The sequence below is a fragment of the Caenibacillus caldisaponilyticus genome (assembly GCF_002003465.1).
GTDB lineage: Bacteria > Bacillota > Bacilli > Bacillales > Sporolactobacillaceae > Caenibacillus > Caenibacillus caldisaponilyticus.
This window is the reverse complement of the sequence record NZ_BDDQ01000021.1, coordinates 1-17012: the sequence shown is the minus strand read 5'-3', so window position 1 is coordinate 17012 and position 17012 is coordinate 1. Positions and strand designations below refer to the sequence as shown.

Sequence of the window (17012 nt, the reverse complement as noted above, 5' to 3'; positions counted from 1 at the left end):
TTAGTGGTTAAACGTCGGCGGCTGGGCGGGCGGCGGACCTTGCCGTTTCGCCACGTCTTTGTTTTTTCCGTCGTTCTCTTCATCGCAGTCACCGTGTGGGGCCTCTGGCTGATCAATAACGGCATTAAGCCCGTGTTGTTAAACATGGCCGAGACGAAAGCGAAACAGGTCGCCGTGACCGCCATCAATTACGGCATAAAAAACAACGATCTTCGCGAAATGAAAAAATACTCCAGCGAAGGCGGCGGAACCGATAAACTCATCAATATCAAATACGATAAAAACGGCGAGATCACATCGGTCACCATTGATACGTATGCCGTGACGAAGTTGTTGACAATGACGACCCAAGACATCCAAGAATATTTAAGATTGGTGGAGGATGGGAAGGTGCCCGCCGAGCCCGGCCTCAGCGACGCCGGTTCGAAAAACGGGATCATCGCCTACATACCGCTCGGGCAGGCGGCCAACAACGTTCTCCTTTCCAACCTCGGGCCGAAAATCCCCGTCCGCATCGATCTCATCAGCAACGTGAAGACCAACCTCAAGAGCGACTATCAACATTTGAACATCAACAATACATATATCCAATTGTTCATTCACGTCAAAGTCGACGTCCAGGCCGTCATCCCGTTCGGAACGAAGCCGGTAACGGTCGAACAAAACATTTTCCTCGTGTCCCATTTTATACCTGGTGAAGTTCCGATTTATTGGGGATCGGGCGGCAACAACTCATCCATCGTCTTGCCCGACGAAAAGAGCAAAAAAAGTACGCCGAAAAACCCGTGAACACAAACGGCGTCAATCCGGCCCTTAGGCCGGAAAAACGCGTCAAAACGACCGGTGCCAACGCGCGGAGATGGGCATGATGTTGCCGTGTGCTCCATTCCATGTCTTCCGAGGGCGCGCCGGCCGGCTGCGGAGGCTTTTATTTTAACGGCGCCGCGACAAACGTTCCCAGGTTTTCAAATACGGAAACGGGTCGAAGGAATACTCGGTCTTGCCGTTGTATTTGTACATTCCGTAATGCAAATGGGGCGGAAATTTCCCTTGCGTTCCTTTCGGGCCGTACCCGGAGCTCCCGACGTAACCGACGATTTGCCCGGGCATGACGATGTCCCCTCGCTTCAGCCCTTTGACATATCCGCTGAGGTGGGCGAAATAATGATAAATGTTTTTCGGATCGCGGATGCCCAGGCGCCAACCGCCGTATTGATTCCAACCGATCGTCTCGATGAAGCCGTATGTCGTCGCACGCACCGGCGTGCCGTAATCGGCAAAGATGTCGGTGCCTTCGTGAATGCGCAAACCGCCCCACCCGCGTCTTGCTCCCCATGTCGAACGATAATCATAACGGTAAGAGTTTGGAATGGGAAACGCGCGCTTGTCCAAATCGATGCGGCCGAAGCGGCGGTAGAGCTCGGCGATTTCCGAAATGATCGCCACCGCTTTATCCCGTCGATAATAGTCCCATAAACCGATGTACACGTTCTCCAGTCCGGGACCGTATGCCGCCAAATAGTCGGCCATCGCGTAGAGCGCGTCTTCCAAATTGGCACGCTCGGCTTTGCCGTCGCCGTTGCCGTCTTTTCCAAACCCGTTGAAAAGCGTGATGAAGTAAGGATCGTTGTCATCCGCTTTCGGATTCAGCGCGCCGCTCCACTTTTTTTCGGGGATCTGGATGCCGCCGGGACTCAAAGCGCCGGACTTTTGGATATTCCGTTCATATTGATCGATGGCCGCCAAAATGTACCAGGGCACGCCGGTCACGGTGGCGGTTTTCATATAGAGCGTCTGCCTCGTCTGCTCGCTGCCGGAAGCCGCTTCCGCGGTCACGGCCGAGTACGGGAAAAAAAGCATCAGAGCAAGCGCCAACCCCGCGCGGATCGATGGACGTTTCAATTTGATGGCCTCCCTTCCAACGGTCAATGCCTGAGCTTTGAAAGCGGATGAGCTCCGCCTGAAACGTGGGCATGCCTCCGGAATACCGATGCGTTTTCGAAAGTTAAATCAGAAAGACGGGCGGCGCCTCCAACTCGTTCGTGGGTAAAGCGGATTCGGCTTATTTGTCCATTTCCGGGCTTCGCGGCGAGACGCTGCCTTGGGGCGCTTCCTTCATCCGGTTGATGACGTGTTCCAACCATTGATGAACCCGGGGCGTGTTGGTCGACAAGTCCTTGTAATTGGCGATGTCTTGTTGCGCAAAAGGCAGATCGGAAATATAGACTTTATAATAATTCGGAACGACGGACAAGGCCGTCCGTTTCACTTGTTGGGCCGCTTCTTGACGGTTGTTGTTCGATGTTTTGTAGGCGATGAGCACATATTGATCGGTGACGAGCGTGCCGACGTCATAAATGTCCGGCAGGCTGAGCTCCAATCGCGTGATGATGTCGGCGAGCGCCTGATAATCGGTCTTCGGTAGATGGTCGACCGATAACGCGTATTCGCGTCCGGGTTTCCGCGAATAATGCATGAACCCGAACGCCCCGATGCGCGCGTCGCTCTCGGAATTTTTTTGGATGTTTTTGGACGGCCCTTTATATGTGACATCCTGCGTCGGATCCGGCATCCGGTTGAGCCCTGAAGAATGGTGATTGTTGCGGGTATCCAAACCGCATCCCGACAAGGCTAAAACCGTCATCAAGGCTGCGGCGATCCATCTGCGTTTCATCTTTTATCCCTCCTAGCTTTAGAATGGCCGTTTCTTGTTCGATATTGCTTAGCAAAGACTGGCAAGCCCGCCATTTATGAAGGGGGGACGACAATTTTTGCTGAGTTTTCTTTAATTTGCCCGCTGTGTTAAGATAAGGGCGGGGGGAAAGCGAATGAACGGAAAAACAGGGGTCACTGTCGCCGTCAATCAAAACGTCTATGAACTCGTCGAAGAACGTCACAACGGCTGGAACGAAGAGGCGTTTTTAAAGCGATACAGCGATATCCTGGCCAAATACGATTACATCGTCGGCGACTGGGGTTATGAACAACTGAGATTGCGCGGTTTTTATGAGGACACGAATTTAAAAGTCCCCTTTGACGCGCGCATCGGATCTCTGGATGAATATATACTCGAATATTGCAATTTCGGCTGCGCTTATTTTGTGTTGAAAAAGATTAAGCCTGCCGCAAACAAATAAAAATCCGTAGGGATTGCTAGGCCGACAGCATCGTTCGCAGAATCGGCGGTTCCCGCATTTCTTTTGGTGTCTCTTCTTTAAAGCGAAGGGATCTCTTGCTTGTTTGACAAATCTTCGCCAAATGGCATTGAAAGAACACCCCCTGCACATCAGGGGGTGTCCTCTTCAGACGTGGGTTCGCTCTCCGCGGAAGGGTCAGCGTGCGTCGGATGGGCGCCGGGATATTGGCGGGGGATGTCCGCGTGCAAACGGCGAAATTCATAAGCGAAACCGCTCGTGTATTGCTGGCCGTCTTTCCATGGCGTATGCTTGTTTTCGACCGGACTTTCCGCCCCCATCGGCGAACCGTACGGCCCTTCGGGAAATTCTTGGGATGTGAGAAACGCGTTTTGCGCCACGACATTCGCGAAATCGCTATATTGATCCTCTTTTTTCTTTGCCATTTCAATCATCCCCCTTGTCGATAGGGTGAACCGTCCCGGACGATATTATGCTGAAAGTCCGGAAGGGGACGCCAAAATGGAGTATCCGTCCGCCTTGCGGTAATATAAGGGATGGAAGCATTCAGTTGGTGGTGTCGTTTATGTACTTTGTTGACCGGCAACGGTTAGAGAAAACCTTGCGCCAGATGGAAGCCCATATGGCGCTGTTTCAGAGTCAAAAGCAATGGGAAAGCGCGGTGGAAAAACTTGCGCTGGAACGCCTGGTGCATGTGGTGATCGAAGCGTTTCTAGATGTCGGCAACCAGATGATCGACGGCTTCATCATGCGCGATCCCGGCAGTTTTAACGACATCGTCGACATTTTGATCGATGAAAACGTCGTGCCGAAAGAAAGCGAAACCGGGTTAAAGGCGGTCATCGCTTTGCGCAAAGCCCTCGTTCGCGATTACGCCAATATCGATCACGGCGCGCTCATCGACACGTTCGCGCGTCATTTTGCCGTGTGGTCCGACTTCCCCGGCCAGGTTCGCCGCTACTTGGAAAACGAACTCGGCCCCGTGTCGGCGTTTAAGCCGGATGGGGATGCCCCCTAATCCGCAACCGGCCGCCGATCTTGGCGGCCGGTCGGATTTGGAAGAACGAAATGGGCGAGTGAGAGACAAGCTGGAGGTCATGCAGACATGAAAAAATACAAAGGTTATTTATTTGATTTGGACGGCACGATTTATCGCGGGAACCAGGCCATTCCGGAGGCGGTCCGCTGCATTCGCCGTCTGCGGGAAGCGAACATTCCTTACATCTTTGTGACGAACAACGCGTCGCGCACGAACGTGGATACGGCCCGCAAGCTGGAAGATATGGGCGTTCCGGCAGAGCCGGAAAACGTTTTGACGTCCAGCATGGCGACCGCACAATACCTGAAGGAAAAAATGCCCAACGCGACGATTTTTCCGATCGGTGAAAAAGGGCTGCTGTCCGTCCTTGAAGAATCCGGTTTCCATTTCAGCGAAACATCGCCCGATTGTGTCGTCATCGGTCTGGATCGCAAGCTGACGTATGAAAAATTGACGACGGCTTGTCTTGCGATCCGCGGAGGCGCGACGTTCATCTCCACCAATCCGGACCGGGCCTTTCCGAGCGAACGCGGACTGCTTCCCGGCAACGGCGCCTTGACGGCGGCCATTGCGACGGCGACCGGCGTGGAGCCGATTTACATCGGCAAGCCGGAACCGATCATCATCCGCCAAGCGTTGGAAATCTTAGGGATTGAAGCGAAAGACGCCCTGATGGTTGGCGATAATTACCATACGGACATCTTGGCCGGCATCCGCGCGGGGGTGGACACGCTGCTCGTCGAAACCGGCGTGACGACGGCCGAAGAGCTGGAGCGGATTGACGAGCGTCCGACTTATGTCGCCAAGTCGCTCGATGTGATTTCGGTGTAAGGCGATTTCGTTTCATCGCGGAAAAAGCGATTAATGAGCCTGTCGCCCTGTTTGCTTCGCGCGGAGTGCGGCAATCCGCGTGCCGGATGGAGAGATTGGGGCCGGCAGGGGGGAGTGCTCGCTTAAGAAAATGGGCTTTGTTAAAGCCCATTTTTTGCAAGCGGCTGTGAGAATTTATCCGCATCTACGCGGCCGTTTAAAAGGGATTTCCGCCGGTTACGGCCGGCCGGCGCCGTTCGCATGATGGGCGATCCGACTCGAAGCCGCAGCGGCGATCGCTCCCACGATGTCGTCCAAAAAGGTGTGGCATTCTCCCGTTGTCCGATCATTGAGCCGCTTTAAAATGCCGGGTTTCATTTTGTCGATATACCCGTAGTTCGTCAAACCGATCGATCCGTACACGTTGACGATCGACAGCGCGATGACTTCGTCGACGCCGTATAGGCTTTCATCGCGTCGGATCATTTCCAGGAGCGGTTCGTCCAGACGGCCTGTTTCCGCGAGGCGATCGAGGTGGATGCCGGTCAGGACGGCGTTTTGCACCTCGCGTTTGGCAAGGACGCGCCGGACGTTATCCGTACAGATCTCCAACGTTAAATTTTTTATATAGTCTTTTTGCAGGAAATGGACCAATTCGGCAAGATGGTCGATGGTCACGCCCCGCTCATTGAGCCATTGCAGGGCGTTTATGTGGATGGTTTCCGTCATCTCGGGACAGCCTCCTATTTATTCCCGGTGTGTTTGTCGTTCAAGCGCTGCGGCGATGAAGGATTGCGGGTTTTATTCTTTGTTATAATCGGGTTGGAGATACATCGCACATCAATGCACGAGGTGAACCGCCATGGCTAAACCAACGGTGTTTGTGACTCGCCGCCTGCCAAACGCACTTTTACAACCGCTCAAGGATGCCGTCCATCTCCACATGTGGGAGGAAGAACTCGAACCCGTGCCGCGCGAGACGCTGCTCGAAGCGGCCGCCGCTGCCGACGGCCTTTTGACCATGCTATCGGACCGCATCGACCGCGCGTTGATCGAGCGGGCTCCGCGTCTAAAAGTCGTTGCGAATCTGGCCGTCGGATTCGACAACATCGATCTCGCGGCATGCGAGGAACGCGGCGTGATCGTTTGCAATACCCCCGATGTGCTGACCGAAACGACCGCAGATTTAACGTTTGCCCTGCTCATGGCGACGGCGCGCCGCTTGATCGAAGCGGCGGACTACGTCAAGAACGGGCAGTGGAAAGAATGGGGCCCTTATTTGTTGGCCGGAAAGGACATTCATCATCAAACGATCGGAATTTTCGGGATGGGGCGCATCGGCGCGGCGGTCGCCAAGCGGGCGAAGGGATTTGACATGGATGTCATCTACCATAACCGTTCGCGAAACGAAAAGGCGGAAAAGGAACTGGGCGCCCGCTATGTCGGTTTTGACGAGTTGTTGGAAACCGCCGACTACGTCGTCTCGCTCTTGCCGTTGACGGAGGAGACGCGCGGATTGTTCGGGCGCGCCGCTTTTAAAAAAATGAAAAAGGACGCGATTTTTATCAATGCGGGCCGCGGTGCGGTCGTCGACGAAGACGCCCTCTATGAAGCCTTGGTGCAAGGGGAAATTGCGGCCGCCGGTCTGGATGTGTTTCAACGCGAACCTATCGGCAAAGACCACCCGCTTTTAAAGCTGAAACAGGTGGTCGCCCTTCCCCATATCGGGAGCGCAAGCGTCGCGACGCGGACGAAGATGATCGAGCTTTGCAGGGAAAATTTGCTCAATGTGCTTGTCCGCGGCCAATCCCCGTTGACGCCGGTGACGGCCTCGCGTTGAAGCGCCGGGCCCAACGGGTGCAGCCTTGCGCACGCCGACCGAAGCGCACATAAAAAAGCCGTTCCGTTAAAGGAACGGCTTTTGCATGTGTGGTTTTAAAACACTTGTTCCAATTCTTTAAAACCGGGCACTTCTTCGTGCAGGATGCGTTCAATGCCCGCTTTTAACGTAATCGTCGAGCTCGGGCAGCCCCCGCAGGCTCCCATGAGGCGCACGCGCACGATGCCTTCGTCATCCACGTCGACAAGTTCGACATCTCCGCCGTCGCGAAGCAAAAACGGGCGGAGCTTTTCCAATACTTCTTCCACTTGTTCGCGCATTTCAGACGTCCCCTTTCTCATTCTTATTCTCATTATATAAAATCAGGCGCAAAAAATCGACAACAGAGCATCATACAAGGCATGTTTGGTTTATTCATGTTCTCATCTATTGTAAAATGGAATTAATGATTGAGCAACCTTGACGGTTCAGAGGGGGAGTCGACATGGTCATCACCGTCTACGGCGCCGAAGCCCCGTGCCCGAGCTGTTTGCACGCTCCGAGCTCCAGGGAAACGATGGAATGGATTGAAGCGGCCGTCCGCCGAAAGTTTCCGGATGCGCCGATCCACGTCCGCTATATCGATATTTATGAACCGGAAACGCCGGAGGATGAAGCGTTTTCGCGAAAAATCCTGAACGATGAATATTTTTATCCGCTCGTCGTCGCCCGCGGGCAAGTCATCGGCGAAGGCGACCCGCGTTTGAAAACGATCTTTAAGTTTATCGAAGAAAACTTGACGGAAACCGCTTGAACTGAGCCGCGGGCCCGCCGGCTTGCGGCGGGTTCCGTTGCGCACGCCGGGCCGCCGTCGCTTTGGCGGCTCGGTTCATCACCGCCGAGCTTCTCCTTCCCTTTTTGTCCGACGCCGCGTTTGCTGCCGGTCAAATCGATTGACGGGACGAACGAAGGCAGGTAGTATAGATGAGGACAAGAGGTGAGTCCTATGAATCCCATTATCGAATTTTGCATGAGCAACCTCGCCAGCGGCTCACAGGAAGCCTATGAGATTCTTGAGAAAGACCCGAATCTCGACGTCATCGAGTATACCTGCCTCGACTATTGCGACTTGTGTTACGAAGGGCTCTACGCTCTGGTCAACGGCGAGTATGTCTCAGGCGAAAACGCGGAAGATCTCGTGAATAACATCTATCGGTATCTCGAAGAAAATCCGATGTTTTGATCATAGACGCATGCACCGCTTTGGGCGGTGTTTTTTTACAACCCGTTTGGGATTTAGAAGAGAACGGAGGCTTGCACATGTACCAATTTTCCCACACCTGGCCCTATGAGCGCGTGATGGGGGATCTCTATTTAACCGAATGCCCGTTTTGCGGGAGCCGCGCGGTTCCCTTGCACTTAAAAAAGGAGGCGTTCGAGCGGGCAAAAGAAGGCATCAAAACGGAGGCTGTTTTGCCGTGCTGCCATGAAAAATTGACGATTCTCCGCATCGACGACGATTATCTTTGGACGGATCGCGCGCTCAGGTGAGGCGAGGGAGGTTGGATGCAAGCCGATAAACGCTTGAGTGCATGCTGAGTGGACGCGTCAGGCGGTGGAGGTGCCCGGATCGCCGCTTCGAAAAAATGGATTATACTTGAAAGGGCGTCTTAAAAAAGCGATGGCGAACGGTTCTCGTTGCCGCCGGCGTCGGTAGGTGCAACAACCGTTTGCACGCGCCGTCGGCCGGGCGCCTAAAAACTATATGATTTTCCCGCCGTTTTAAAGAACTGATCGGCCTGCGCGGGGCATTGATCGAAAGGGAGAACGGCGGCATGCACCACAAAAGAAAGGACGATGTGCGTGGGAACGGCGATTCCTTTTATTAAAATGCACGGTCTCGGCAATGCTTATATTTATTTGGATTTGTTTCGCGAGGACATCCGCGTGAGCGATTATGCGGAGCTGGCGCGGCGCGTGGCCGATCCGAATACGGGCATCGGCAGCGACGGGCTCATCCTCATCGCGCCGTCGGAGACCGCGGACGTAAAATGCGGATTTTCAACAAAGACGGGTCGGAAGGAAAAAATTGCGGCAACGGGCTGCGCTGCGTCGCCAAATATGCGTACGAAACGGGCATCGTAAAAACGGAGCGTTTCACGATTGAAACGTTGGGCGGCCCGGTGGCGGCCGAAGTTCATCCGTCGGGCGGAGCGGTTGAGACGGTGACGATCGATATGGGCGCTCCGGCCTTAAGCCGCCGCGCGATTCCGATGGCCGGGGAAGGGGAAGGGCGCGTGATCGATGAAGCGATCGAAGCGGGCGATGCGATTTACCGCGTGACCGCCGTTTCCATGGGCAATCCCCATGCCCTGTTTTTTGTCGAGGACATCGACGAAGCGCCGATCGAAACGGTCGGGCCGCTTTTGGCCGACGGCGGCCACCCGCTGTTCCCGGAGGGCGCCAACGTCGGCTTCATCGAGCCCGTCGGTCCGCGCGAGTTGATCTACCGCGTTTGGGAGCGCGGTTCCGGGATAACGCAAGCGTGCGGAACGGGCGCCTGCGCCGCTGTGGTCGCCGCGGTCTTGAATAATCAAGCCGAAAGAGGGAGCCGGGTGACGGTTCACCTCGCGGGCGGCGATCTCTATATCATGTGGGACGCCGCCAGCGATCACGTTTTCATGACCGGGCCCGCGGAATTCGTCTGCCGCGGAATGTATTTTGCGCCGGCTGATCTGTAACGCGTGCGCCGCCTCCGGCAATATGGAAGGGTAGGCGGGCGGTTCCGAGCGGGCCGTTCGCTTGAGCGCGTCGATTGGCAATGTCTATAATAAAAATAAGAACATGCGAGAGGAGTGTGAAAGCATGATCACGATCACGGAAGCGGCGAACAGCCGCATTAAAGAAATGATGGCGCAAGAAGAAGGCGAAGGCTTGTTTTTGCGCCTTGGCGTGCGGGGCGGCGGTTGTTCGGGGTTGTCCTACGGCATGGGCTTTGACAATGAAATAAAAGAAGGCGACCATAGCTTCGAGTTTGACGGGCTAAAAGTCGTCATCGACAAAGAGAGTTACCCGCTTTTGCAAGGCGTGAAGATCGACTATAAACAAAACCTGATGGGCGGCGGCTTTACGATCGACAACCCGAACGCCATCGTCACGTGCGGCTGCGGCCACTCCTTTAAGACGGCGACCAATCCCGGAACCCCGACGAAATGCTGATCGGCGCAAAGCGGTCTTCTCTTTTTCAGAAGACCGTTTTTTTATGCGCTGAAAACTTTAGAAGACGAGCGCGTTTTGCCCATCCGGAAGGGTCAGTATGAATGCCAAAGAATGAAAAGAAAAAGGAGAATGATGAGGATCCAAAAGACCGGGCTGACGAAGAGGTGTAAAAGCGCGCTGACGAGCGCGAACAAAATCACGCAAGCGATGTAAATGAACAGCACGACAAAAAGGGGATGCATAATCACACTCCATCCGACCGTTTCATTTAGTCTATGATGAGCGGACGGAGAAGGTGCGCGGAAATCATAGACACTTTGGCGGCATCCCGGCGGTATGGCTTTTCGCCGCGATCCGCCCGACCGGACGGATTTCGCTTTTCGGTCGGCCGTTTAGGCTAACCGCGAATGGGCGTTGAACGAAAGGCTGTCTGCAAGGCGCCGTTCATCAACATGAGCGCTCTATCACACTGAAAGGAGAAATCTTAGGGATATCGCCGGCCTTAGCGGGAATGCGGTTGCTTCAACTTGAAGAAAATCGCCCGCAAGCCTTTATAAAATGAGTCGGGTTCGACGACGACGAGGCGCATGCCGGCGCGGCGAACTTGTTTTTTCAAACGCTGAAGTTCAGCACGCTCCAGCGGCCCCGTTTCCCAGTCCAGACAGCGGATGAACAAGCGGTCTTCCGGAAGAAAAATGTCGACGCAAAAAGGGCCGAAGCGCACGTCCAGTTCGACCGGATACCCTTTCATTTCCAACGTTTGAACGATGTATCGCTTGGCGGGCGGCATCAGGGCCGCCGCGTCCGTGCTTTGGCTTTCTTTGTTGATCGGTTGTGTGCGGCCTGATTTTACGGTGATTTTTTTCAACCATTTTTTCATGTTTCCGTCTCGTCCCGTCCTCATGCATTTCAGTCTCTATGCGAGACGCCATGTGCGTTACCAGAAATAAAATAACCAAGCGGCGCGGTCTTTAAACCGAGAAAGTGCATTCCGGAACGGTTGCTCGAGCGTTCCGCCATTTTTTATTGGGAAAATTAGTAATTTATTCATCCGGAAACAAAAATTGACACACATCGGGCGCAAATAATGTGGAATCCGGACGGACAACTTATTCACAAAATCGCACAAAACGGACGATAGAGATGGGGCGACTTTCATTGACAACTGCGTTACGATTTTTTGCAAATAGGCTTGAAAAATGTATAGGAAAGTCCTAATATTGTCTATGGACTGATAGACTGAAGATATTCGTGAAGTTTTTCACAATCTTTCTTCAGGTAACGAGAAATTTATAAAAGGTGGAAGTGATCCAATTGAGCAAGCCGAGAATCCTTATTTTGGGAGCCGGTTACGGCGGAATGATGACCACGACGCAACTGACGAAACGCCTTGGCGTCAATGACGCCCAAATTACATTGGTCAACAAGCACAACTACCATTATCAAACGACATGGCTGCATGAACCGGCGGCGGGGACGCTGCCGGTCGATCGGACGCGGATGTTGATTAAAGACGTGATCAACACGAACCGTGTCGAATTCATTCAAGACACCGTCGTCTCCATTAAGAAAGATGAAAACAAAGTCGTTCTGAAAAACGGCGGTGAAATCGACTACGACTATTTGGTCATCGCGCTCGGATTCGAGTCCGAAACGTTCGGCATCAAAGGTTTGAAAGAAAACGCTTTGGCCATCGAGGACGTCAACTCGGTCCGGCTGATCCGGGAGCACATCGAATATCAATTCTCCCGTTATCACAATATGGAAGAAAAGGACGACAGCCTGCTCACCATCGTCGTGGGCGGCGGCGGCTTTACCGGCGTCGAATTCCTTGGCGAATTGGTCAACCGGCTGCCGGAGCTGTGCCGTGAATATGACATCGACCGGGAAAAAGTGCGCGTGATCAACGTGGAAGGCGCGCCGACTATCTTGCCTATGTTCGACAAAGAATTGGTGGAATATGCGATCCGCCGTTTGGAAAGCAAAGGCGTCGAATTCCGTCTTGGCACGCTCTTGAAAGAATGCAAAGAGGACGGCGTCGTCGTCGGCAAACCCAATAGTGACGAAGTCGAAGAAATCAAAGCCGGCACCGTCGTTTGGACCGGCGGCGTGCGCGGCAACCGCGTGCTGGAAGAATCCGGATTTGAAGTCGCCCGCGGCCGCGTCAACGTCGGCGATGATTTGCGCGTCCCCGGCTATGACAACGTTTTTGTCATCGGCGACTGCGCAAACGTCATGAACCCGGAAACGGGCCGTCCGTATCCGACGACCGCCCAAAATGCGATTCAACAAGCCTACTCGGTGGCGCGCAATATCAAGCATCTGCTTCGCGGCGAACCGACCGAGAAATATGTCTTCCACAATAAAGGGACCGTGGCCTCCCTTGGACACGGCGACGCGATCGGCGTGATTTTCGGCAACATCAAGCTGAAAGGGATGTCGGCCGCCATCATGAAAAAAATTATCGACAACCGTTATTTGTTCTTGCTCGGCGGCATCGGCCTGATGTTGAGAAAAGGCAAATTGAATTTATTCGGTAAGTAATGGCATTCACCATATAAAAAAACGGAGCTTAGGCTCCGTTTTTTTAATGTGCCAACGCTTATGGCTTAAAGAACTTTTTCTAATCTATTAAAGGAAATGACAAAATGATCGCGAAGCGTCAAAAGTTGCCATTTCTCTTGAAATTTTTTATGATCATTTTTAATCAATACGATGTCGGGGAGCTTGCGTCATTTATTTTTCTCCCGCCAAAGCAGGAAATTTAAAAGGGACAAGGAAGGGTGAAGCACATGTCGTTGGAAAGCGTAAAAGCTTATTTTAAACAATGGAATCGTGATGCGGACATAATGGAATTTGACACGCCGAGCGCCACGGTTGAACAGGCGGCCGAGACGATCGGCGTCATCCCCGCGCGAATCGCGAAGACCTTGGCTTTTAGGGGGAATGAGGATAAAGCCCTTTTGGTCGTCACGAGCGGGGACGCCAAAATTGATAATAAAAAATTTCGCCATACCTTTGGCTTCAAAGCCCGGATGCTGACCCCCGATGAGGTGCTGGAACAAACCGGCCATGTTATAGGGGGAGTTTGTCCGTTCGGATTGAAAAATGAATGTGATGTCTATCTGGATACCTCTTTAAAACGTTTTGATACCGTCTTTCCGGCTTGCGGCAACACGAACTCCGCCATTGAACTGACCATTGATGAACTCTATCAATATTCATTGGCAAAAGAATGGGTGGATGTTTGCAAAGGTTGGGAAGGGGCGGATTCCCAAGAGATGGCGGCTCTAAGGAACGACAGCGTTTAAAACGGGGGGGGGGAGGGATCGGTCTGCCGTCATTCTGACACCCAAGTTCTTAGGGCAATATCGCTGACGCTTATACAAGCCGGCCGAAAAAAAGCGGCGTCTATCAAGCTATCTCCACCGGGAACTAAGACAAAAGCACTCATATTTAACAAGGCTTTCATCATGGGTGTTGTGACAATTCCATCCAAGTTTGTCAATCCAGCGTCTGCTTGAAAGTTTTTTACTGTTTGAACCGTAGCTTCGTCAAAAATGCCCATCCAAGATCCCGGGGGGATTCCCTTACACCATAGGGCACCTTGAAGAATAAAAATCATATTGCTTGGTTCATCTTGATAATCACTTGGAACAAGCGGTTGGAAAAGCGCTTCTGTTTGAGGACCAAAATTATCCGCGGGTTCCTCAATGCCCAGTTCGATTTGTAAGGCTCTCGTTAGCGCATACACCGTCGTCCAGCCGGTTTTACCGTCCTCAGGTATCTCTTCGTAACCGTGTCTGCCACCATAAGTTCTGTTCAACCATTGTTGTGTGAGCAATACCATTTGATCCATTTGTTTTTGCTCCTTTCATTAATTTTAATTGCAATTAAAGAGTAACATTCTAATAAGTTTAAAAAATGTAATGATTGTGCAACATTGAAATGAAATTTCCTAAAAATGGATTACCAACTAATGAGTTATTACCATGTTGTTTGTGTGTACATGTTTCGACAAGGTTTCTCAAAAAAGAAAAAACATGCACATGATGCTATGTGCATGTTTTTTATACTAACTTTTCTAACTTTCATCCCGTTTTTTATATTCATTTGATAATTTCGCGATTATAGAGGCTTCCTTCATGAGTACTCCATAGAATATGTATTAGTTATTAGCTCTTATGTGGTATCTCCCTACGAGTATAATAGACAAATTTCCCGATCAAAACTGAAAACTGTTGGTTAAAACGTCTTAACCAAGAGATCATCGCCAGATAGAAGGGGGCGGTATTCACCTGTAACGCGGTCGTTTATCTTCTCTAAGCCAACATAAGGATGATGTGGGACGGTGTTAATTTAGCAAAGAGTCGATGGTAAAACAAACTGGAGCAAACTTTATTGACCCTAACATCCATCATTTGAAAATCAATCTTGTCATCAAGCCGAGGTACTTAAATCCCATTCAATTTTTTAATTCTCGTCCAACTGCAAATGCTTCGCTTAATTTTTTTGCTTTTTCGCACCCTTGATGATAAAGGTCTAATGCTTTTTCGATGGTATCTTTGGATTTCCCATATTGTTCCGCTTGTTCGAATGTGGCTTGGATGTCTTTAAGTTTTGCTAAAATAATCGGGTAGCCTTGGGCATAGGGGATGATTTCATTTAGTCGTTTATATTTATGGGCCAGATCTGCTGGTTTTCCGTCGGTTTGGGTATTCCAGTCTTTAAAATATTGCTCTCTTTTTTCTTCTTGACTTAAAACGCCGGGATTTAGTAGGAGACCTTTGAAATCGAGCTCGTCAACGATATCGTCCACCATCGCCATGATTACGCCGAGATATTGTCCTTTCGTTGGTGGTTGGATCGTGGGGTGGTCTTTGGTGGCTATTCGGCTGTCAAGGCGGCCATCGTTTTGAAAGACATAAAGATTGTCATAAATGATGACGCCGTCAGGCTCGTATTTGTATAAATCCGGCCGTTCTTTTTTTGAAATCCTTCCTTCTTTGGGAAGTTGATAATCCCGTGCGATGATGGCGATGCGGCGATAATCGCCCGTCAATTTTTCGAGTGCGCTTTGATTTTCTTCTTTTATGTTTTTTTGTTCAGATGTTGTTGGATATTTGACGGCTTTCGTTTTCGTTTCAGCCGCCGCGACCCGATTATCTTTGCCATGGTTGTTATGACTGCATCCTGTAAGCAATACACTGATTAACAAGGCGAAAGCGATAAATTTAAGGACTTTTTTCATCTTATATTTTCACGTCCTTTTTAATAATCTTAGTAATTATAACATAATGTTGATTATTTGTAAAAACAAAAAGCTACCTCTTAAGGCACCATTTAATGCCTTTTAGAGGTAGCCTCTAAATTTTAAAATGTATTGATGGAATAGTTTGATGGAGACTGAGCTATATTTTCATAAACATACTCGTTAAATGTTTCGTGCCATTTTCCATCTGGGTCATAATATCCATACATTCTAATCCAAATAGAACCTGAATCGTAAATTTTATTATTCATGAGATAACCTTGGCCTGAGCCACAGGCTACACCTTTTTTACTCGCATAAAGAGTTTTACTTGATCCTTCTGCTACTCTATGATAAGTATTGCTCCTTAGCGAATAATGGGATCCGTGAGAATACGGGCAATACCAGTTAGAGCCATAGATGACATCGTTCATTCGAACAATATTAATTAAACGCCCGTCACACCAATCATTAAAATTTTTCAATATCCTGAACTTTTTAGTCTCCGATGCATTATTCCAATCATATCCTTCGCATCCGTTGGTTAATTTCCATTTGTTATCTCTCAAATCAAACCATTTAATGACTGCTCGTTTGCCTCCACCGCCACCGGACCACTCATCATCCCCAACATAAATGACGATCTGACCATTGTAGATATATCCTGTGCCATCATAGTTGCCAGAACCCAAAGGTGCAAAGTGCACATATTCGTAAGTGTGTGGCGAATGAAAGATGTAAGCTGTATATTTCAGAGTCATATGAAAAAACCACCTTTTATGTTTTATAGTGATGTTTATAATCCCTTTCCTATACGATTTGATTGTTGTTACGCTTCTTTTTCAGCATCAAAAACTGGAGAATCGCTTTCTCACCTTCTTTCAAAAGTTTAGGATACTTTGTCGTTGTTGTTTTGTAGGAAATTCTTTGTTCCTGAATACAAGCCTACGGCCGATAAACCTAAAACGATGCCATATAACACCCCCTTTAAAAGATCGCCTGGTGTCAAATAAAAAAACGCCTCCCAAGATACCGTAAACGATGGCCATAATCGGGCTGTACTTTTTCGGAATGCCAAGTGAATGGGTTGCTTTCACAAGTCCTGTGATGACGGGCACTAAAATCATGTCTATGCCACCCATGTTTTTCCTCCTTACTAAAAGATTTTATCAATGTATAATGAAAATTCTGTAATATAAGTTATAAATTAATGCCATTCGCCTAATTCTCTGGCGATGGCATAAAGTATTCGTGTTCTAATATTGTAGGCAGTTCGTCTGCTCACATGAATTTTGAGCGCAATTCCATCCATCGTTAGTTCTTCGTGTTTATTCCAATATTTTAGTTGAATAAATTGGTCAAGTCCATTTTATTGTGTAAATTTCCCTTTGATAGAAAGATGGACCTGATGACCTGACGTATGGCAGGTAAGTCCGGCAAGTCTCCCTGCCGGTCGCCTTCCCGGACTAATGATCATTGTTGTCAAAGTACAGGTGTGTCAAGGCGCTTTCGCGGCAACTCCTCGCTTCCGAGGTATTTCACGTTCTCCTTGACACGTCGAAGAAATTATCCCACTTTCTTGATCGCCGAAACTTCCTGATTCATCGTTTGAACGCCTAACTCTTTCGTTTTCCGCCACTGCCAATAGTCGGACATATCCAGGTATTTGCGTCCCGATATCCATTTTTCGTCCATTTCGATCAACACGGCGCCTACGAG

At 50.5% G+C, this 17012-nt stretch carries 22 protein-coding genes and 3 pseudogenes; 12 read left to right on the top strand and 13 right to left on the bottom strand.

Features of this window, described 5'->3' with window-relative positions; translation table 11 throughout:
• The first annotated feature begins 3 nt into the window (after positions 1-3).
• Positions 4-789 carry a sporulation protein YunB gene (gene yunB, locus CCB157_RS07250; protein ID WP_158077241.1) on the top strand — a complete coding sequence of 262 codons (786 nt, stop codon included), beginning with the start codon at positions 4-6 and terminating at the stop codon, positions 787-789.
• Positions 790-933: 144 nt separating this feature from the next.
• Here yunB and CCB157_RS07245 read toward each other — a convergent pair whose 3' ends face one another.
• Positions 934-1860 carry a M23 family metallopeptidase gene (locus CCB157_RS07245; RefSeq protein WP_077615323.1) on the bottom strand — a complete coding sequence of 309 codons (927 nt, stop codon included), beginning with the start codon at positions 1858-1860 and terminating at the stop codon, positions 934-936.
• A gap of 202 nt (positions 1861-2062) precedes the next feature.
• Positions 2063-2674: a YhcN/YlaJ family sporulation lipoprotein gene (locus CCB157_RS07240; RefSeq protein WP_077615246.1), complete on the bottom strand. Its 612-nt coding sequence runs from the start codon at positions 2672-2674 to the stop codon at positions 2063-2065.
• Between the two features lie 154 nt (positions 2675-2828).
• Here CCB157_RS07240 and CCB157_RS07235 point away from each other — a divergent pair, with 154 nt between their 5' ends.
• The gene (locus CCB157_RS07235; protein WP_077615245.1) at positions 2829-3137 is read left to right on the top strand and encodes a YutD family protein; all 309 of its coding nucleotides are present in this window, start codon (positions 2829-2831) and stop codon (positions 3135-3137) included.
• A 149-nt stretch (positions 3138-3286) separates the two neighbouring features.
• Here the strand turns inward: CCB157_RS07235 and CCB157_RS07230 are convergent, their stop codons facing one another.
• The gene (locus CCB157_RS07230; protein ID WP_077615244.1) at positions 3287-3580 is read right to left on the bottom strand and encodes a cytosolic protein; all 294 of its coding nucleotides are present in this window, start codon (positions 3578-3580) and stop codon (positions 3287-3289) included.
• A 140-nt stretch (positions 3581-3720) separates the two neighbouring features.
• On the opposite strand from CCB157_RS07230, the gene CCB157_RS07225 reads away from it, so the two are divergent.
• Together CCB157_RS07225 and nucF are read left to right on the top strand one after the other, a co-directional pair.
• Positions 3721-4173 carry a DUF86 domain-containing protein gene (locus tag CCB157_RS07225; RefSeq protein WP_077615243.1) on the top strand — a complete coding sequence of 151 codons (453 nt, stop codon included), beginning with the start codon at positions 3721-3723 and terminating at the stop codon, positions 4171-4173.
• Positions 4174-4260: 87 nt separating this feature from the next.
• Positions 4261-5025, top strand: coding sequence for a 5' nucleotidase NucF (gene nucF / locus CCB157_RS07220; protein ID WP_077615242.1), 765 nt, complete (start codon positions 4261-4263; stop codon positions 5023-5025).
• A gap of 216 nt (positions 5026-5241) precedes the next feature.
• Here the strand turns inward: nucF and CCB157_RS07215 are convergent, their stop codons facing one another.
• Positions 5242-5733, bottom strand: a complete 492-nt coding sequence (locus tag CCB157_RS07215; protein WP_077615241.1) for a phosphatidylglycerophosphatase A family protein — start codon at positions 5731-5733, stop codon at positions 5242-5244.
• Between the two features lie 133 nt (positions 5734-5866).
• Here CCB157_RS07215 and CCB157_RS07210 point away from each other — a divergent pair, with 133 nt between their 5' ends.
• Positions 5867-6844 (top strand): 2-hydroxyacid dehydrogenase, encoded by a 978-nt coding sequence (locus CCB157_RS07210; protein WP_077615240.1) that lies wholly within the window; start codon positions 5867-5869, stop codon positions 6842-6844.
• 95 nt (positions 6845-6939) lie between these two features.
• On the opposite strand, the gene CCB157_RS07205 is transcribed toward CCB157_RS07210, so the two are convergent.
• On the bottom strand, positions 6940-7197 hold the full coding sequence (locus CCB157_RS07205; protein ID WP_193432269.1) for a NifU family protein: 258 nt from the start codon (positions 7195-7197) through the stop codon (positions 6940-6942).
• Between the two features lie 131 nt (positions 7198-7328).
• Here CCB157_RS07205 and CCB157_RS07200 point away from each other — a divergent pair, with 131 nt between their 5' ends.
• From CCB157_RS07200 to CCB157_RS07180, 5 genes and pseudogenes are all read left to right on the top strand, one after another.
• Positions 7329-7637 carry a DUF1462 family protein gene (locus tag CCB157_RS07200; RefSeq protein WP_077615238.1) on the top strand — a complete coding sequence of 103 codons (309 nt, stop codon included), beginning with the start codon at positions 7329-7331 and terminating at the stop codon, positions 7635-7637.
• Between the two features lie 192 nt (positions 7638-7829).
• A complete protein-coding gene (locus CCB157_RS07195) occupies positions 7830-8066 on the top strand; it encodes a YuzB family protein (RefSeq protein ID WP_077615237.1) in 237 nt (78 codons plus the stop codon).
• A gap of 77 nt (positions 8067-8143) precedes the next feature.
• A complete protein-coding gene (locus tag CCB157_RS07190; RefSeq protein WP_077615236.1) occupies positions 8144-8374 on the top strand; it encodes a hypothetical protein in 231 nt (76 codons plus the stop codon).
• 306 nt (positions 8375-8680) lie between these two features.
• Positions 8681-9564 (top strand): annotated as a pseudogene (gene dapF, locus CCB157_RS07185) (diaminopimelate epimerase).
• Between the two features lie 124 nt (positions 9565-9688).
• Positions 9689-10042 carry a HesB/IscA family protein gene (locus CCB157_RS07180; protein ID WP_077615235.1) on the top strand — a complete coding sequence of 118 codons (354 nt, stop codon included), beginning with the start codon at positions 9689-9691 and terminating at the stop codon, positions 10040-10042.
• A gap of 92 nt (positions 10043-10134) precedes the next feature.
• Here the strand turns inward: CCB157_RS07180 and CCB157_RS17585 are convergent, their stop codons facing one another.
• Together CCB157_RS17585 and CCB157_RS07175 are read right to left on the bottom strand one after the other, a co-directional pair.
• Positions 10135-10284 carry a hypothetical protein gene (locus tag CCB157_RS17585; protein ID WP_158077240.1) on the bottom strand — a complete coding sequence of 50 codons (150 nt, stop codon included), beginning with the start codon at positions 10282-10284 and terminating at the stop codon, positions 10135-10137.
• A 260-nt stretch (positions 10285-10544) separates the two neighbouring features.
• Positions 10545-10922, bottom strand: a complete 378-nt coding sequence (locus CCB157_RS07175; protein ID WP_077615234.1) for a hypothetical protein — start codon at positions 10920-10922, stop codon at positions 10545-10547.
• Between the two features lie 425 nt (positions 10923-11347).
• On the opposite strand from CCB157_RS07175, the gene CCB157_RS07170 reads away from it, so the two are divergent.
• Together CCB157_RS07170 and CCB157_RS07165 are read left to right on the top strand one after the other, a co-directional pair.
• The gene (locus CCB157_RS07170; protein WP_193432271.1) at positions 11348-12586 is read left to right on the top strand and encodes an NAD(P)/FAD-dependent oxidoreductase; all 1239 of its coding nucleotides are present in this window, start codon (positions 11348-11350) and stop codon (positions 12584-12586) included.
• A gap of 248 nt (positions 12587-12834) precedes the next feature.
• Positions 12835-13353, top strand: a complete 519-nt coding sequence (locus CCB157_RS07165) for a YbaK/EbsC family protein (protein WP_077615233.1) — start codon at positions 12835-12837, stop codon at positions 13351-13353.
• 101 nt (positions 13354-13454) lie between these two features.
• Here CCB157_RS07165 and CCB157_RS07160 read toward each other — a convergent pair.
• The 6 genes and pseudogenes from CCB157_RS07160 to CCB157_RS18450 form a co-directional block, all read right to left on the bottom strand.
• Positions 13455-13901 (bottom strand): annotated as a pseudogene (locus CCB157_RS07160) (peptidoglycan-binding domain-containing protein); the annotation flags it as partial.
• A 606-nt stretch (positions 13902-14507) separates the two neighbouring features.
• Positions 14508-15293 (bottom strand): hypothetical protein, encoded by a 786-nt coding sequence (locus tag CCB157_RS07155; RefSeq protein WP_077615231.1) that lies wholly within the window; start codon positions 15291-15293, stop codon positions 14508-14510.
• Positions 15294-15415: 122 nt separating this feature from the next.
• Positions 15416-16054, bottom strand: a complete 639-nt coding sequence (locus tag CCB157_RS07150; protein ID WP_077615230.1) for a hypothetical protein — start codon at positions 16052-16054, stop codon at positions 15416-15418.
• Positions 16055-16174: 120 nt separating this feature from the next.
• Complete coding sequence (locus CCB157_RS07145; protein ID WP_077615229.1) at positions 16175-16435, bottom strand: hypothetical protein; 261 nt, start codon at positions 16433-16435, stop codon at positions 16175-16177.
• Positions 16436-16500: 65 nt separating this feature from the next.
• Positions 16501-16644, bottom strand: a complete 144-nt coding sequence (locus CCB157_RS18325) for a hypothetical protein (RefSeq protein ID WP_369688664.1) — start codon at positions 16642-16644, stop codon at positions 16501-16503.
• Positions 16645-16859: 215 nt separating this feature from the next.
• Positions 16860-17012 (bottom strand): annotated as a pseudogene (locus CCB157_RS18450) (IS256 family transposase); the annotation flags it as partial.

What these genes read in the sequence shown, in the direction of transcription:
- CCB157_RS07180 (WP_077615235.1), top strand. Translation starts at nt 9,689, where the DNA reads ATGATCACGATCACGGAAGCGGCGAACAGCCGCATTAAAGAAATGATG.
- CCB157_RS07225 (WP_077615243.1), top strand. Translation starts at nt 3,721, where the DNA reads ATGTACTTTGTTGACCGGCAACGGTTAGAGAAAACCTTGCGCCAGATG.
- CCB157_RS07235 (WP_077615245.1), top strand. Translation starts at nt 2,829, where the DNA reads ATGAACGGAAAAACAGGGGTCACTGTCGCCGTCAATCAAAACGTCTAT.
- CCB157_RS07175 (WP_077615234.1), bottom strand. Translation starts at nt 10,922, where the DNA reads ATGAAAAAATGGTTGAAAAAAATCACCGTAAAATCAGGCCGCACACAA.
- CCB157_RS07200 (WP_077615238.1), top strand. Translation starts at nt 7,329, where the DNA reads ATGGTCATCACCGTCTACGGCGCCGAAGCCCCGTGCCCGAGCTGTTTG.
- CCB157_RS07145 (WP_077615229.1), bottom strand. Translation starts at nt 16,435, where the DNA reads ATGGGTGGCATAGACATGATTTTAGTGCCCGTCATCACAGGACTTGTG.
- CCB157_RS07215 (WP_077615241.1), bottom strand. Translation starts at nt 5,733, where the DNA reads ATGACGGAAACCATCCACATAAACGCCCTGCAATGGCTCAATGAGCGG.
- CCB157_RS07230 (WP_077615244.1), bottom strand. Translation starts at nt 3,580, where the DNA reads ATGGCAAAGAAAAAAGAGGATCAATATAGCGATTTCGCGAATGTCGTG.
- CCB157_RS07210 (WP_077615240.1), top strand. Translation starts at nt 5,867, where the DNA reads ATGGCTAAACCAACGGTGTTTGTGACTCGCCGCCTGCCAAACGCACTT.
- CCB157_RS07240 (WP_077615246.1), bottom strand. Translation starts at nt 2,674, where the DNA reads ATGAAACGCAGATGGATCGCCGCAGCCTTGATGACGGTTTTAGCCTTG.
- CCB157_RS07245 (WP_077615323.1), bottom strand. Translation starts at nt 1,860, where the DNA reads ATGCTTTTTTTCCCGTACTCGGCCGTGACCGCGGAAGCGGCTTCCGGC.
- CCB157_RS07155 (WP_077615231.1), bottom strand. Translation starts at nt 15,293, where the DNA reads ATGAAAAAAGTCCTTAAATTTATCGCTTTCGCCTTGTTAATCAGTGTA.
- CCB157_RS07205 (WP_193432269.1), bottom strand. Translation starts at nt 7,197, where the DNA reads ATGAGAATAAGAATGAGAAAGGGGACGTCTGAAATGCGCGAACAAGTG.
- CCB157_RS17585 (WP_158077240.1), bottom strand. Translation starts at nt 10,284, where the DNA reads ATGCATCCCCTTTTTGTCGTGCTGTTCATTTACATCGCTTGCGTGATT.
- CCB157_RS07190 (WP_077615236.1), top strand. Translation starts at nt 8,144, where the DNA reads ATGTACCAATTTTCCCACACCTGGCCCTATGAGCGCGTGATGGGGGAT.
- CCB157_RS07150 (WP_077615230.1), bottom strand. Translation starts at nt 16,054, where the DNA reads ATGACTCTGAAATATACAGCTTACATCTTTCATTCGCCACACACTTAC.
- CCB157_RS07165 (WP_077615233.1), top strand. Translation starts at nt 12,835, where the DNA reads ATGTCGTTGGAAAGCGTAAAAGCTTATTTTAAACAATGGAATCGTGAT.
- nucF (WP_077615242.1), top strand. Translation starts at nt 4,261, where the DNA reads ATGAAAAAATACAAAGGTTATTTATTTGATTTGGACGGCACGATTTAT.
- CCB157_RS07195 (WP_077615237.1), top strand. Translation starts at nt 7,830, where the DNA reads ATGAATCCCATTATCGAATTTTGCATGAGCAACCTCGCCAGCGGCTCA.